Origin of the sequence: Dactylosporangium sp. CA-052675, assembly GCF_050947935.1 — a bacterium.
Taxonomy (GTDB): Bacteria; Actinomycetota; Actinomycetes; order Mycobacteriales; family Micromonosporaceae; genus Dactylosporangium.
Genome location: NZ_CP192010.1, coordinates 3,446,425 through 3,460,101, shown reverse-complemented (window position 1 = coordinate 3,460,101; position 13,677 = coordinate 3,446,425). Strand labels below are relative to the sequence as shown.

Sequence of the window (13,677 nt, the reverse complement as noted above, 5' to 3'; positions counted from 1 at the left end):
CGGGCCGCGTGCGAGGCGTCCGCCGACCGCCCGGGAAATACGGGACTCAGGCCCCGATCATCTCCAGGAACTCGATACTGGTGCGCACATCACCGTGGTTGGCCTGGATGTTGCGCAGGGCCTCCCAGTGCTGGCCGTAGCCGAGCGGCTGCTCAGCGCCGCCGGGGATGGAGGCCGGGATGGCCGCGGTCGTGTCGGCCAGGACAATGATCTTGAAGTCCTGGTTGTTGCCGTCGATCGCGGTGGAGATCTGGCAGTTACCGGTGGACAGGCCGGCGACGACGAGGGTGTCGCAGCCCGCCCGGCGCAGGTACTCGGTCAGCGCCGTGCCGTAGAACGAGGAGAACCGGTGCTTGCGGATCACCGGCTCGTCGTCGAGCGGCTTGAGCTCGTCCACCAGTTCGTCGCCTCCGTTGCCCCACGCACCCGGGAATGCGTCGAGCTGGCCCACGAGGCCCCACTTCCTGTCGGCGAAGCCGGCGTCCTTGCCGTCACCGCGCAGGCCCCACAAGGACCAGACGACCGGGATGCCCTTGGCCCGACAGGCTTCGAGCACGTTGACCACCGGCTGCACGACGTCCTTGCCCTCCGGGGCGCCGCCGACGCTCGGGATGTACATGGCGCCGCCGGGCTCAGCACACGCCTTCTGCATGTCGAGCACCAGCAGCATCGTCTTCTCGGGGTCGATGACCGGGGCCACCCAGGTCGACCGGTCAATGACCTTGTCGATGTTCTCGTAGGTGAAGTCGAGCGAAGACATCGATCCTCCTCTGGCGTCTGACGCGGGCATGGAAGCCCGGCACGTTGATGGCGTTCGCCCGGCTCCCGAGCGCACGCTGTGGCATCGCCACTGCCACCCGACCAAGGACCATCTGATCGGGTGAGCAGGTGGTCTGAACACTAATCCAGCCTGCGACAGTGTCAAGAGGTGTTTCGTCTTGACTTCGGCAGCGTTACACCCACTGCTGCCAGCAAGGAGGGGTCCGACCGACCGCGCAGTTGCCACGACGCTCGCGGCGAGCCGTTGCCAAGACCGTCGCCAGTGGCCCTCACCGATGCGGATGCCGCCACCGCCGACCCCGGCCGACCGCGATCATCCGACGCCGACGCCGAGACCTTCGGCGACCCGGGCGACGGTGCGGTGCCGCGACGACACCCCCGCCCCTGGGAGCAGGTCATCCGTCGAGGGATCCGTGATCACGGCCGGCGGGGGAAGCTGATGCGCATCAGCCGGCTGTCGGCCCAGTCCTCGATCCGAGTCGGCCGGATGGTGCCGGGGTCGTGGGGCTGATTGAGATCCGCGACGATCTCCGCCAATACGGCCTGACGCTCAGCCGGATCGGTGACCGGCGTGGCCCGTGCGGGCAGATCCGCGCGGATCCCGTTCTTGAGGTGGAAGGTGAAGTCGGGATTGGCGAGGAGGTTCGCATGCCAGTCGGTCGCGGCACCGCCGGCGCCGCTACACAGGTAGGTGGCGCCCGCGGCTCGGTAGAAGAAGATCTCGATGCGGCGCGGCCGGCCGGTGCGGCGCCCCAGCGTCGTGATGTCGATGATCCGCTCGCTGGTGCCTGCGGCGGGTGTGATCTCGATGGCTCGCCGGATGTGATCGGGCAGGTGCGACAACGACGCGTCGCGGGCCGAGTCGTTCCATCCGGCCGCGTCCGGACTGCTCATGCGGTCTCGGCCGGAAGGGCGGGCCCGAGGAGGAGCCCACCGTCGATGACGTACTCCGACCCCGTGATGAACGACGCCTCCGATGACGTGAGGAACAGCAGGAGCCGGGTGACGTCGGTCGGCTCTCCGAGCCGGGGGATGGCGAACGGCTCGGGTGAGTAGAAGTCGGCGATTGCCGCGGTGGCGCCGGCCGCTGGTTCCTGGATGAAGGGGGTCGCGATCACGCCGGGGTGGATGGTGTTCACGCGGATGCGGTCCCGGCCGAGCTCGAGCGCCGCCGTTCGGGTAAGGCCTCGCACGGCCCACTTGCTGGCGACGTACGGCGCGTAGTGCGCCGTACCGCCCAGGCCCATCGTCGAGGCGATGTTGACGATGGCTCCCCCGGTTGCGCGGCGCAGCGCGGGGGCGGCGGCCTTGATGCCGAGGAAGGTCCCGGTGAGGTTGATGTCGAGGATGCGCGACCACGTGGCCCGGTCCGTGTGCTCAATCGGCGCCGGCGGGTTCTGCACGCCCGCGTTGTTGACGAGCACGTTCAGGGCGCCGAAGGCGCTCTCGGCGGCCAGCACGGCAGCGGACCACGAACGCTCGTCGGTGACGTCGAGGCGGGTGAAGCGAGCGCGGGTGCCGAGCTCGCCGGCGAGCGCGGCGCCGCGTTCGGTGTCGATGTCGCCGATCACCACGTTCGCACCCTCCGCGTGAAAGGCGCGCACGTGGCTCGATCCCTGGCCGCCGGTCCCGCCGGTGACGAGCACGGTCTGGTTGTCGAAGCGGTTCATCCGATGTTCCTTCGGTACGTCGGGCGACTGACCGGGACATCGGCGATGAACGGCCGGCCGATGGCGAGCCGAGTGACTCACCATTGCCTTGACACTAGGTTGGCGGCGGTGGCGAGTCAAGCCACTCACCTCGTATGCTCGGTCCATGACCAGGGTCGTACCGACGTATCACCAGCGCGTCGCCCAGGAAAAGCGCGCGCTGATCGTGACGGCCGCGACCGCGATGTTCCTCGAGTTCGGCTACGACCGGACATCGCTGGCGCGGATCGCCGAGCGCTCGGGTGTCTCGCGGGCCACCCTGTTCAAGCAGTTCCCGACCAAGGCTGCCCTGTTCGATGCCATCGTCACCGAGTCCTGGTCAACCGCTGACGAGGAGGATCCGCCGCCAGCGGGCAACGTCGTCGACGGGCTCAGCGCCATCGGTCGCCGTTACGCCGGGCTGTTGAGCCGGCCCCAGATGACCGACCTGTTCCGGATCGTCATCGCGGAGCTGCCGCGGTTCCCGGAGCTGGCCCAGGCGCAGTTCTCGCACGGGAAGATGCCCTACTTCGAGTCCGTGCGCAGCTACCTGCTGGCTGAGCACGAGGCGGGAACGGTGCAGATCGAGGACGTGGAGCTCGCAGCCACCCAGTTCCTGGGCATGATCTCGAACTACGTCTTCTGGCCGACGCTCCTGGTGCCGGGCTGGGAGGTGAGCGCCGAACGCGTCGCTCAAGTGGTCGACGAGGCCGTCCGCACCATCGCCGCCCGGTACGCCACGACCGGACCAGGGGCATCCACCAACGACTGAGTCCCGCCGCCACCGAAGGCGCTGATGCCCAGCGATCGAGCCTCTCCCAACGCCGGGAAACCTGGCGACGATCGCGGCGACAGCCTGCGCGAGCTCATCAGCGCCCAGGCAGGCCGCATCAAACCGGAGCCTGTTCCACGAGCGGGAGTTGCCGCCTCGTCGCTGGGCCCTGGGGGCCGACGGTCTCGTGTCGGCCCCCAGGGCGCGGCAGGAAGGTGGAATCAGGGCTGGCTCAGCCCTCGCCCGCGCGTGTCACGGCGGGGATCGTGGGTCGGGGCCGGCGGCGCCGCGAGCGCCGCCGTCCTTTGCCGTGGATGTCGGCGATGGGTCGGGTTGGGCATGGGCGGGTCTCGGCTGGGCGGATGGGGCAGGTGGCGCCGGGGGCCGGGGCGGGGGCGGTTCGTCGAAGTCGGCGCCGATGAGGGCATCGAACTCGGCGCGGACCAGATCGGGGTCGCTGCAGATGAGTTCGGTGAACGCTTCGTCGAAGCCGCGGTCCCACTCCGGGGACAACGCGGTGCCCGCCTGCGCTACGGGTTCACTGGTCATGCCGGTCACCACCCGCCACATCCGGTCCTGCTCGGGAGGGAGCCGACCTGGCGAACCACCAGGTCAGCCGGTGATCACCTTCTGCTCGGTCTGCTGTCTCCCGGCCACGGCGACCTTGCGGGGCTTGGCCTTCTCCGCAATCGGGATCCGCAGGACCAGCACGCCGTTGTCATACGCGGCGTCGATGCGGTCGGTGTCCAGGGCGTCGCCGAGGAACAGCTGCCTGGAGAACACCCCCAGCGGCCGTTCGCTCAGCTGCACCGCGGCCCGCTCACCCAGGTCGATGGGGCGACGCTCGGCCCGCACGGTCAGCACGTTGCGTTCCACGTCGATGTCGATCGCGTCGGCGTCCACTCCGGGCAGGTCGAACGCGATCACGAACTCGTCGCCGTTGCGGTACGCGTCGGCGGGCATCGCCGTCGGACGCGACCAGGTCCCGGTCACGGGGGCGCCGAACAGCTGCTGGGCGATCCGGTTGACCTCGGTGAAGGGTTCGCTGCGCATCAACATGGTTCCCACCTCCTGCGGTCTCGACTTGGCAGTCAATGCGCGATACCGTCTTTGTAGCATGTCATCGGTCCGATGACAAGCAGATCGTCATCCGAACGATGACGCCGACGGAAAGGGGGCGCATGCTCGAGTCACCCACCCCCGACCCGGGCCCACCGCCGGCCGACCACGATCTCGCCGCGGTCGCCGCCACGGTCGCCGCCACCGCGCACGCGGCGGCGCGGCCCGCCGTCGACAGCCCGCCCGTGAGCAGCGCTGACCTGCTCGACGCCCTGGTGCTGCTGCGCTGGGCCCAGGCCGAGCTGGCCAGCTTCGAACCGGTCCTGATCGCTGCCGCCCGCGCCAGCGGGGTCTCCTGGCAGGCGCTCGCGCCCGCGCTGGGGGTGGCCAGCCGCCAGGCCGCCGAGCGGCGCTACCTGCGCAGCGCCGCAGCCCCCACCGACCGGCCGGGGGCCACCCGTGACGACCGCGTCCAAGCCGAACGCGACCGGCGCGCCGCACAACGCGCCGTCGCCCAGTGGGCCAACGACAACACCGCGGACCTACGCCGGCTCGCCGGCCAGATCACCGCCCTGACCGACCTCGGCGACGCCGCCACCAGCGACCTCTCGCAACTCCATCAAGCCCTCGGCGACACCGACGCAACGGCCCTGCCCGCACTCCTCGCCGCGACCCAGCAACACCTCCCCCACCACCCCGACCTTGCCGCCCAGATCGACACCATCACCGACCGCACCGACCAGATCTGCCGCCAGCGCCCCCGCCGCAAAGGGCAGACTTCCTGAGAGGTCCCAGCCGGCAGGTCTCGGCGTCGCCGTTGCGGTCAGCGGCGGTGGCAACCTCGACGACGGTGACGGCGATCCGGCCCGGTCCTGTGCGCGGCGGCGCTCACGCTGCGGGCGGGCGCGCTCAGCCGGCCGATTCACCGGCGCGGCTTCGACGGTCAGGCGACACCCACGCGCTCGTGGACGGCCTCACCGGTTCGGGGCCCGACCGGCAACCGGAACCCGCTCACCGTCTCGCGCAGCCCGGTGGCCATCCCGGCCAGGTCGACGGCGGCGGCCTTGGTCTCCGCGGCGGCCGAGCTGGTCTCGTCGGACGCCAGCCGAACGGCGGCGATCCGGGTGACGGCCTCGGCGGTGCCGTCGCCGGCCCGGGCGGCGTCGCCGCGGATCTGGTCGCGGATGCCGTCCTGCTCCCCGACCGCGGCGGTGATGACATGCTGGGACGCGGCAATGCGCTCGATCGTGCCCGCGACCAGGGCGAGGGCCTCGGCGGCGCCGGCGCTGTCGTGCTGGATGGCGGCGAGGCGCTGGCCGATGTCCTCGGTGGCCTGCGCGGTCTGGTTGGCCAGCTCCTTGACCTCCCCGGCGACCACGGCGAAGCCCTTGCCCTGCTCGCCGGCGCGGGCTGCCTCGATCGTGGCATTGAGCGCCAGCAGGTTGGTCTGCTCGGCAATGGCGGTGATCACCCGGGCCACCTCGCCGATCCGGGCGGAAGACTCGCCGAGCTCGGTAATGGTGGCGTTGGCCCGCTCGGCGTGCGTGACCGCCTCGCCCACGATGCCGGTCGCCTCGACGGCGCTGCGGGTGATCTCGGCGATCGCCGACTGCAGCCGATCACTGCCTGCCGCGACCGATCGTGTCCCGTCCCCGATATCGGCGACCCGCTGCTGCGCCGCGGTCGCGTCGGCTGCGGCCTGCGCCGCCCGGCCGGTCAGCGTGTCGCTGACCTGCGTCAGCCGCCCGGAGGCGTGCTGCAGGCGTTCGGCCTCGCCGACCATGCGGTGCAGGGCCACGCCGACCCGCTCGACCGTACGGTTGACCGCGTCGCACATGTCGGCCAGGTCGTCGCGGCCGCGGACCGGCAGTCGGCCCGTGAAGTCGCCGTCGGCGACCCTCTGCAGCATCCGCTTCGTCCGCGCCACCGACCCGCCGATCACCCGCGCCACGACCGTCGTGGCCGTCGCGACGGTGAGCACGGCCAGCACCGCGATCAGCAGGATACTGATCCGCGTCTGCGCCGAGCGGTGCTGCGCGGCCGTGCTCTCCCGGGCTGCCGCCGCGTCGATGACCTCGCCGAGCGCGTCGCTGGCCTTGTCGAACGTCGCCCATTGGGCGTCGACCCGCTCCAACGCAACAGCGTCGACAGTCCCGCCCGCCTCGGTGATCGACCTCGTGCTGGCCAGCACCTGGTCGATCGCCGGCAAGAACGCCGTCGCCAGCTGCTGATGCGTCGCGGCGTCCACCTGCGCCGCGCGAAGCTCGGTGGCACGATCGCGCAGCTCGTCGGCGTGTTCGCGCAGCTCGTCGAGGACGGGTTGCCGACCGGCCCGGTCGCCGGCGTGGGCGAGGATGTTGGCGTCGGCGTAGACGACGGCGACCGCATGCTGCGCGTCGAGCACGGTCGCCCGGGTCTCGGCCACCGCCAGGGCCGTCGCCGACCGGTCCGCGGCCCGACCGGCCTGCACGAACCCGATGCCGCCCACCGCCAGCGTCGCCAGGACGCCAAGGGCCCCCAAGGTCGCCAGCCGTCCGCCGATGCTCCACCGCATACGCCACCCCCGCACTCGGACTCCAACTGCCGTATCGACACTCCGGCCCACGGGTTTGAGCTTTTCGCGCACGGTGGCAGGAAGACGGACGGAGCCGCGCGACGCGGACGGTGCCGCCACGACCCGACGGCACCCCGATGGTCGGGCAACACCCGGTCCGGCCAGCATCAGCCGGGGGAACGAGGAGGGGTTAGCCGGGGACGCTTCGGGTAGGGCGTGTCCGTACAGAGGGGGTGGATCTGAGGGGGTGGACGGTGAGCGAGCTCGTCGAGACGCCGGACCGCTACGGGGCCTACCCGCGCTTGGAGGACGCCCAGATCCAGGCCCTCGCCGCCGAAGGCCGGCGCTACCGCACACAGCCCGCCGAGGTACTCATCCGGGAGGGCGAGGAGAACTACGACTTCTTCGTGGTGCTCGCCGGCAAGGTGGCCAATGTCGACGGGTTCGGCGGCGACGAACGTATCATCAGCGTGCACGGCCCCAAGCGGTTCCTGGGAGAGCTGAGCCTGATCACCGGCCAGGCCGCCTTCTTCACATCGCAGGTGCGCGAGCCGGGCGAGGTCCTCAGGGTGCCGGTCGACCGCCTCAAGGCCGTTGTCGCGCGGGATTCCACCCTGGGTGACCTGATCGTGAAGGCGTACCTGAGCCGCCGCTCCCTGCTCATCGGCCGTGGTGCCGGGCTTCGGATCATCGGATCCTGCTTCTCGCCCGCCAACCGGCGGCTGCGCGAGTTCGCCGCTCGCAACCGCCTTCCCTACCAGTGGGTCGACCTGGAGAAGGATCGGGACGCCGAAACGCTTCTGCGCGAACTGCACGTGCGACCGGAACAGACTCCGGTGGTGATCTGCCCGGCCGGGCAGGTGTTGCGCAACCCGAGCAACGCGGAGCTGGCACAGGCAGTGGGGCTGCCCGCACCCCGGCCTGGCGTCACGGTGTGCGACCTCGCCATCGTCGGGGCGGGCCCGGCAGGCCTCGCCGCCGCTGTCTACGGCGCCTCGGAGGGGCTGGAGACGGTGGCCCTCGACGAGTTCGCCACCGGCGGTCAGGCCGGCCGATCGTCACAGATCGAGAACTATCCCGGCTTCCCTGCCGGAATCTCCGGCGGGGACCTGGCCGAGCGGGCGGTCGTGCAGGCGGAGAAGTTCGGAGCCACGTTCACTGTGCCGAGCCGAGCGTGCGGGCTGCAGGAGCGGGGTGGCAACTACGTCATCAAGCTCGACAACGGCGGTGAGGTCACAGCCCGGACCGTCCTGATCGCGACGGGCGCCCGGTACCGCAAGCTCGCCGTACCCCGGTTCGAAGAGTTCGAAGCGACCAGCGTGTACTACGCGGCGACCCTGTCAGAGGCACTGTTCTGCCGCGACGCCCCGGTGGCGGTCGTGGGCGGTGGCAACTCGGCGGGCCAGGCCGCGCTCTTCCTGTCGAGATACGCGCGCGTCGTGCACCTGCTGGCCCGCTGCGGCGACCTCGGCGAGACCATGTCCCGCTACCTGGTCGATCGGATCGAGACGACGCCGGCCGTTGAGACCCACCTGCGCACCGAGGTACGCGAACTGCTGGGCCGCGACACGCTCGAACGCCTCGTGGTCGAGGACACGCGCGCCGGGCAGCGCCGCGAGATTCCCGCCCGTGCGCTGTTCGTCTTCATCGGCGCGCGGCCGTGCACCGATTGGCTGACCGGCCAGGTCGCCACCGACGAGGAAGGCTTCATCCTCACCGGCCCGGACGGCGACGAGCCTGACTCGCAGCGACGGCCGCTGCTGCAGACCAACCTGCCCGGCGTGTTCGCCGCCGGCGACGTGCGCCGGGGGTCGATCAAGCGAGTCACCTCGGCCGTGGGCGAAGGCGCCACCGCAGTGCAGCTGGTGTGGAAGTACCTCCAAAACGCCGGCCGCGTCGCCGACGACACCGCAGCCACCCTCCTCAGATAGGGCCGGGGCGGCGCTACTCCCCATCCTCCGCCGGTGAGACCGGTGTGCGTTCGTTCATGGCTCCCGCAACAGCTCGCGGTACCGGCCGGGCAGTTGTACCTGCACGTCGAAAAACTCCTCGTCGTCGACGACGTCCCGCACCGTCGACAGCACGGCCCGGATGTACCGGATCACGCGGTCCCGGGGATACCCGGTGCGCTGGGTAACCTCGGCGACGAACTCCTCCGGAGCGAGGTCCGGATCGGGTGCCTCCTGGCCCCGCCGCAGCGCCGGATGCAGCTGGACCGGTAGGAACGTCATCAGGTCCTCGGCCTCGCCGCCGATCCGCCGGGCCAAGGTCTCCAGGACGACCTCCGCCACGCGCTGCGCCTGCCCCGGGTCGACCCCGGCGCGCTCCGCAACCTTGCGCACGAAGCTGTCCGCCGGGACGCCGCCGGCGAATTCCCCCTTCGGCAGCAGGGGCGCGTACGTGCGGGGTAGCCGTGCCGTGAGGTGCCGGTAGGTCTCGTCGTCCAGCGCTTGGCCCAGCGCTGTCATCACCACCGTCGTATGCCGCTGCGCCGCCTCGACCGGCGCGTCCTCCCGGTGGGCCACCCGGCTCACGAAGTCGGCGGAATCGAACCGTTGGGCCGGCCCGGTGGTGAACAGCCACGGCGCCACCTCCGGCGGCAGGGCGGGGACCAGGTGCAGCGCCTCGTCCTTGCCGATCCGCTCAGCCAGCGTCTCGAGGGTGGCGCGGACCGCCCGCAGCGCGGTCTCCTCGTCGCCGAGGCTCTGCTGGACCGGGCGAAGGAGCTCTTCGTATTGCACTGCCATCCGTGTCACCGTCCTGCCGGCGGCGGCGCCAGCGGCGACCACGCGGCCGGTGCCGGCGCGGCAGGATCGCCGAGGACCGTCTGCGTCAACTGCCCGAACCGGCTGGTGATGTCATCCAGCTCCAGGCGCGGGTCCCGCCGGTAGGCCGGTAGGCCGGCCAGCTGAGCGCCGCGACGCCGTCCGGAGGTGAACGGTGCAAGCGTCATGGTGGATCGATTCCCTTCCTGAGCACGCAGCAGCCGGCCTCCCGGGAGAGGGTCTCGCCGGCTTGATCGCCTCCGATCATGGGCCGCCGCACGGGAACGTGTTTCCCCTGGTCCGGATGAACTTCCGCCGGCTGCGGTCAGCCGAGCGCGTCGGTGATGGGCGTGTCCGCGGGCATCGTCACGACCAGCTTCCGGTTGGCGAACTCCTTGAAGCCCATCGAGGACAGCTCACGTCCGTACCCCGACAGCTTGATGCCGCCGAAGGGCAGGTTCGGCTCGGACGACGTCGGGTGGTTGATCCACACCATCCCACTGTCGACCCGGCGTGCGACCGACCGGGCCCGCGCCAGATCGGTGCCGAACACGGCACCGCCGAGGCCGTAGGGCGAGTCGTTGGCGAGCGCGACCGCCTCGTCGTCGCTGTGCACCTGATGGACAACGGCTACCGGGCCGAACAGTTCCTCGTGGTAGGCACGCATCGCCGGGGTGACGCCGATGAGGATCGTGGGCTGCAGGAAAGCGCCGGGGCGATCGACCCGCCCGCCGCCGACGACTGCGGTGGCGCCCTTGTCGAGGGCATCGAGGACCTGATCCGACAGCTTCTCGGCGGCGCGCTCCGAGGACAGCGGCGCCAGCGTGGTGGCCTCGTCGGCGGGATCGCCAGGCTGCAACGCGCGCATACGCCGGGCAAGCGCGGTCACGAACCGGTCGAACGCACCTGCCAGCACGATCATCCGCTTCGCGCTCACACAGCTCTGCCCCATGTTGTGCATGCGCCCCGCCATGGCCGCATCGACGGTGTGCTCGAGGTTGTCGCCGTCGAGGACGATGAACGGATCGCTGCCGCCGAGTTCCAGGACGCTCTTCTTCATGCTGCGCCCGGCGGCGGCCCCGACGCTGGCGCCGCCGCGCTCGCTGCCGGTCAGCGACGCGCCGCGCACGACGTCGAGCTCCACGACGCGGTCGACCTCGGAGCCGGTGATCAGCAGGGTGGTGTACACCCCCTGTGGTATCCCCGCGTCGGTGAACAGCCGTTCCATGCCGAGCGCCGTTTGCGGGGTGTTGCTCGCGTGCTTGAGCAGGATCGTGTTGCCCAGCAGCAGATTGGGTCCGGCGAACCGCACCACCTGGTACACCGGAAAGTTCCATGGCTGGGCGCCCACGATCACGCCCAGGGGATCGTTGACGACGGCGGCCGATCCGCCGTCGAGCTCCAGCGGCTCGTCGGCGAGCAGGCCGGGCCCTTCTTCGGCGCAGTACTGCAGGATCCTCGCGGACAGGTCCATCTCGGCGCGGCTGTGCTCGATGAGCTTGCCCATCTCCAGTGTCACCAGCTGGGCCAGCTCCTCGCCGCGCTCGCGCAGCAGCCGCGCGGCCCGGCCGACCAGCGTGGCCCGTTCGTCGACGCCGACCCGGCGCCAGGACTGGAACGCGTGGTACGCGTTCTGCGCTGCGTTGTCGACGGCCTCCCGGCTCATCGGCGGGAACTCACGGACGAGCTGGTTGTTGTAGGGATTGACGGTGGCGATCGGGCTGTGCCGGACGGCGGCGGACGTAGACATGGGTTACTCCTTCCGCGCAACGGTTGGGGGACCGGGACTGCTACCCCGCGAGCACCGCCTGAACCAAGGGGGGTTTGCTCACCCCGGGCAGAGGTAGTGCGCTGCGATGAAGACGTTGGGCATGCCGATGGTGGAACTGCCGGCCGGTGAGAGGATTCCCGTGCTGGGGCAGGGGACGTGGGGCCTCGGTGAGGACCCGATGCGCCGCGACGAGGAGCTCATCGCGCTGCGGCTGGGCCTCGACCTGGGGATGACCCTCGTCGACACCGCCGAGATGTACGGCGACGGTGCCGCCGAACGCCTCGTCGGGGACGCGGTGTCCGGCCGCCGCGACGAGGTGTTCCTGGTGACGAAGGTGCTGCCGGAGCACGCCGACCGGGCGGGCGCGATGGAGGCCTGCGAGCGCAGCCTGCACCGGCTGCGGACCGATCACATCGACCTGTACCTGCTGCACTGGCCCGGCCCGGTGCCCGTCGCCGAGACCGTCGAGGCATTCACACTCCTGCAGCAGCAAGGCAAGATCCGGTTCTGGGGGCTCAGCAACTTCGACACCACCGGCCTGCGAGAGGCCACCGCGGTGCCCGACGGGCACTCCGTGCAGACCAACCAGGTGCTGTACAACCTGGCCCGCCGCGGCATCGAGTGGGATCTGCTGCCGGCGTGCCAGCGGTTCGGGCTGACCGTCATGGCCTACGCGCCGTTCGACCACCGGGGTTCCGTCCTGCGCCACCCGACGGTCATCGACGTCGCCGAGCGGCACGGTGTCACCTCGGCGCAGGTAGCACTGGCCTGGGTGATCCGCCAGGACGGGACCACCACGATCCCGAAGGCCGCCCACCCGGAGCACACCGAGGAGAACCATGCCGCGCTGGACCTGCGACTCACCGCCGAGGACTTCGCCGACCTCGACCGCGCGTTCCCGCCGCCGGACGGCCCCGCGCCGCTCGAGGCGCTCTGACCTCGATCCCCCCGCCGGCTCGGGTCGGGCCGCCGTGGCCAGGCGGAACATGTCGCCGTGGCGGGGACCCGACGTGGGCGCACATCGTGCATGAGCGCCACCACCGCGGGTAGTGCCCCCGCATGAGCGGTGAGATCGTCGCCTGCTCGCACTGCGGGCGCCGCAACCGCGTCCCCGCGGCCTCCCCCGGCGTGCCGCGGTGCGGCAACTGCCATCAGCCCCTGCCGTGGATCGCGGACGCGACCGACACCACGTTCGCCGCCGTGGCCGAGCAGTCGGCCATCCCGGTGGTGGTCGACCTGTGGGCGGCCTGGTGCGGGCCCTGCCGCATGGTCACTCCCGCCTTGGAGCAGGTCGCCCGGGAGCTCGCCGGCACCCTGAAGCTCGTCAAGGTCGACGTGGACGCCGCTCCGGCGCTGTCCCGGCGCTTCGACGTGAAGGCGGTGCCGACGCTGCTGATCATGCACGACGGCCGGGTCCTCGCCCGCACGTCGGGCGCCGCTCCCGCACCTGCGTTGCGCCAGTGGGCCGACACGGCCCTTGCGGGCATCCGCTGATCGCTCGGGTAGCCAGGTGCCCCCGTGTACCGCCGGTGTGGCGCGAGCCTCCCACTTCGAGTGGGTGATGCGGTCTCCCCGAGGCGCGCCGACCATGGTGGCCATGTCCAGGGGACGACGGTCGCCGGGCGCCGCGAGGCGAACCCGGGCGCGCCGAGATGAACAGGAGGACGAGACGCCATGACAACGCCACTGCAGAGCGCGGGTGCCCGGCTCGTCGTACCGGTCACCGACCGCGATCACACGCTCGGACCCGTCGACGCGCCGGTCACGCTCGTGGAGTACGGCGACTACCAGTGCCCGTACTGCGCCAGGGCGCACCCGATCGTCGGCGAGCTGCTGCACCGGCGGCAGGGCGCGGTGCGGTTCGCGTACCGGCACTTCCCACTGACGAACGTCCACCCGGCCGCGGAGATGGCGGCGGAAGCCGCCGAGGCGGCCGGCGGCAAGCGCCGCTTCTGGCAGATGCACGACTGGCTCTTCGAACACCAGGACGAGCTCGACGCGATGACGATCCTCGCGGGCGCCGAGGCCATAGGGCTCGACGACGAGGCGATCGCCGGAACGATCCGCAGCCACCAGTACCTCGCCAAGATCCGGTCGGACTTCGTCGGCGGGGTCCACAGCGGGGTCAACGGCACGCCGACGTTCTTCATCAACGGCGACCGGCACGACGGCGGCTACTCATTGGCGGAGCTGGAATTCGCCGTCGACGAGGCCGCCGCGGACGCCGAACGCTGACGCCGGCCCCGCTTGCCACGGAGCGGAAACGCCCGTGAAGCCGTCGCCGGTGG

At 71.1% G+C, this 13,677-nt stretch carries 14 protein-coding genes; 6 read left to right on the top strand and 8 right to left on the bottom strand.

The window, feature by feature from the left end:
* Positions 1-46: 46 nt before the first annotated feature.
* The 3 genes from ACQP1P_RS15800 to ACQP1P_RS15790 form a co-directional block, all read right to left on the bottom strand.
* Positions 47-760: a cysteine hydrolase family protein gene (locus ACQP1P_RS15800; protein WP_433087416.1), complete on the bottom strand. Its 714-nt coding sequence runs from the start codon at positions 758-760 to the stop codon at positions 47-49.
* A gap of 437 nt (positions 761-1,197) precedes the next feature.
* On the bottom strand, positions 1,198-1,674 hold the full coding sequence (locus ACQP1P_RS15795) for a nitroreductase/quinone reductase family protein (protein ID WP_433087414.1): 477 nt from the start codon (positions 1,672-1,674) through the stop codon (positions 1,198-1,200).
* The gene (locus tag ACQP1P_RS15790) at positions 1,671-2,597 is read right to left on the bottom strand and encodes a glucose 1-dehydrogenase (RefSeq protein ID WP_433087412.1); all 927 of its coding nucleotides are present in this window, start codon (positions 2,595-2,597) and stop codon (positions 1,671-1,673) included. The genes ACQP1P_RS15795 and ACQP1P_RS15790 overlap by 4 nt, the downstream gene beginning before the upstream one ends.
* Between ACQP1P_RS15790 and ACQP1P_RS15785 the strand changes: the two genes are divergently transcribed.
* Positions 2,596-3,240 carry a TetR/AcrR family transcriptional regulator gene (locus ACQP1P_RS15785; protein ID WP_433087410.1) on the top strand — a complete coding sequence of 215 codons (645 nt, stop codon included), beginning with the start codon at positions 2,596-2,598 and terminating at the stop codon, positions 3,238-3,240. The genes ACQP1P_RS15790 and ACQP1P_RS15785 overlap by 2 nt on opposite strands.
* Before the next feature lie 252 nt (positions 3,241-3,492).
* Here ACQP1P_RS15785 and ACQP1P_RS15780 read toward each other — a convergent pair whose 3' ends face one another.
* Together ACQP1P_RS15780 and ACQP1P_RS15775 are read right to left on the bottom strand one after the other, a co-directional pair.
* Positions 3,493-3,789: a hypothetical protein gene (locus ACQP1P_RS15780; RefSeq protein ID WP_433087408.1), complete on the bottom strand. Its 297-nt coding sequence runs from the start codon at positions 3,787-3,789 to the stop codon at positions 3,493-3,495.
* 63 nt (positions 3,790-3,852) lie between these two features.
* Positions 3,853-4,299, bottom strand: coding sequence for an Hsp20/alpha crystallin family protein (locus ACQP1P_RS15775; protein WP_433087406.1), 447 nt, complete (start codon positions 4,297-4,299; stop codon positions 3,853-3,855).
* Positions 4,300-4,421: 122 nt separating this feature from the next.
* Between ACQP1P_RS15775 and ACQP1P_RS15770 the strand changes: the two genes are divergently transcribed.
* Complete coding sequence (locus ACQP1P_RS15770) at positions 4,422-5,084, top strand: hypothetical protein (RefSeq protein ID WP_433087404.1); 663 nt, start codon at positions 4,422-4,424, stop codon at positions 5,082-5,084.
* A 158-nt stretch (positions 5,085-5,242) separates the two neighbouring features.
* Here ACQP1P_RS15770 and ACQP1P_RS15765 read toward each other — a convergent pair whose 3' ends face one another.
* Entirely contained in the window at positions 5,243-6,853 is a 1,611-nt protein-coding gene (locus tag ACQP1P_RS15765; protein WP_433087402.1) for a methyl-accepting chemotaxis protein, read from the bottom strand.
* Positions 6,854-7,107: 254 nt separating this feature from the next.
* Here ACQP1P_RS15765 and ACQP1P_RS15760 point away from each other — a divergent pair, with 254 nt between their 5' ends.
* Positions 7,108-8,784, top strand: a complete 1,677-nt coding sequence (locus ACQP1P_RS15760; RefSeq protein WP_433087400.1) for an FAD-dependent oxidoreductase — start codon at positions 7,108-7,110, stop codon at positions 8,782-8,784.
* Positions 8,785-8,838: 54 nt separating this feature from the next.
* Here the strand turns inward: ACQP1P_RS15760 and ACQP1P_RS15755 are convergent, their stop codons facing one another.
* A complete protein-coding gene (locus tag ACQP1P_RS15755) occupies positions 8,839-9,600 on the bottom strand; it encodes a DUF2267 domain-containing protein (RefSeq protein ID WP_433087398.1) in 762 nt (253 codons plus the stop codon).
* 343 nt (positions 9,601-9,943) lie between these two features.
* A complete protein-coding gene (locus tag ACQP1P_RS15750) occupies positions 9,944-11,368 on the bottom strand; it encodes an NAD-dependent succinate-semialdehyde dehydrogenase (protein ID WP_433087396.1) in 1,425 nt (474 codons plus the stop codon).
* A gap of 106 nt (positions 11,369-11,474) precedes the next feature.
* Here ACQP1P_RS15750 and ACQP1P_RS15745 point away from each other — a divergent pair, with 106 nt between their 5' ends.
* From ACQP1P_RS15745 to ACQP1P_RS15735, 3 genes are all read left to right on the top strand, one after another.
* A complete protein-coding gene (locus ACQP1P_RS15745) occupies positions 11,475-12,326 on the top strand; it encodes an aldo/keto reductase (protein ID WP_433087394.1) in 852 nt (283 codons plus the stop codon).
* 122 nt (positions 12,327-12,448) lie between these two features.
* Positions 12,449-12,883 carry a thioredoxin gene (trxA, locus tag ACQP1P_RS15740; RefSeq protein WP_433087392.1) on the top strand — a complete coding sequence of 145 codons (435 nt, stop codon included), beginning with the start codon at positions 12,449-12,451 and terminating at the stop codon, positions 12,881-12,883.
* Positions 12,884-13,063: 180 nt separating this feature from the next.
* Entirely contained in the window at positions 13,064-13,624 is a 561-nt protein-coding gene (locus ACQP1P_RS15735; protein ID WP_433087390.1) for a DsbA family protein, read from the top strand.
* The last annotated feature ends 53 nt before the right edge of the window (positions 13,625-13,677 follow it).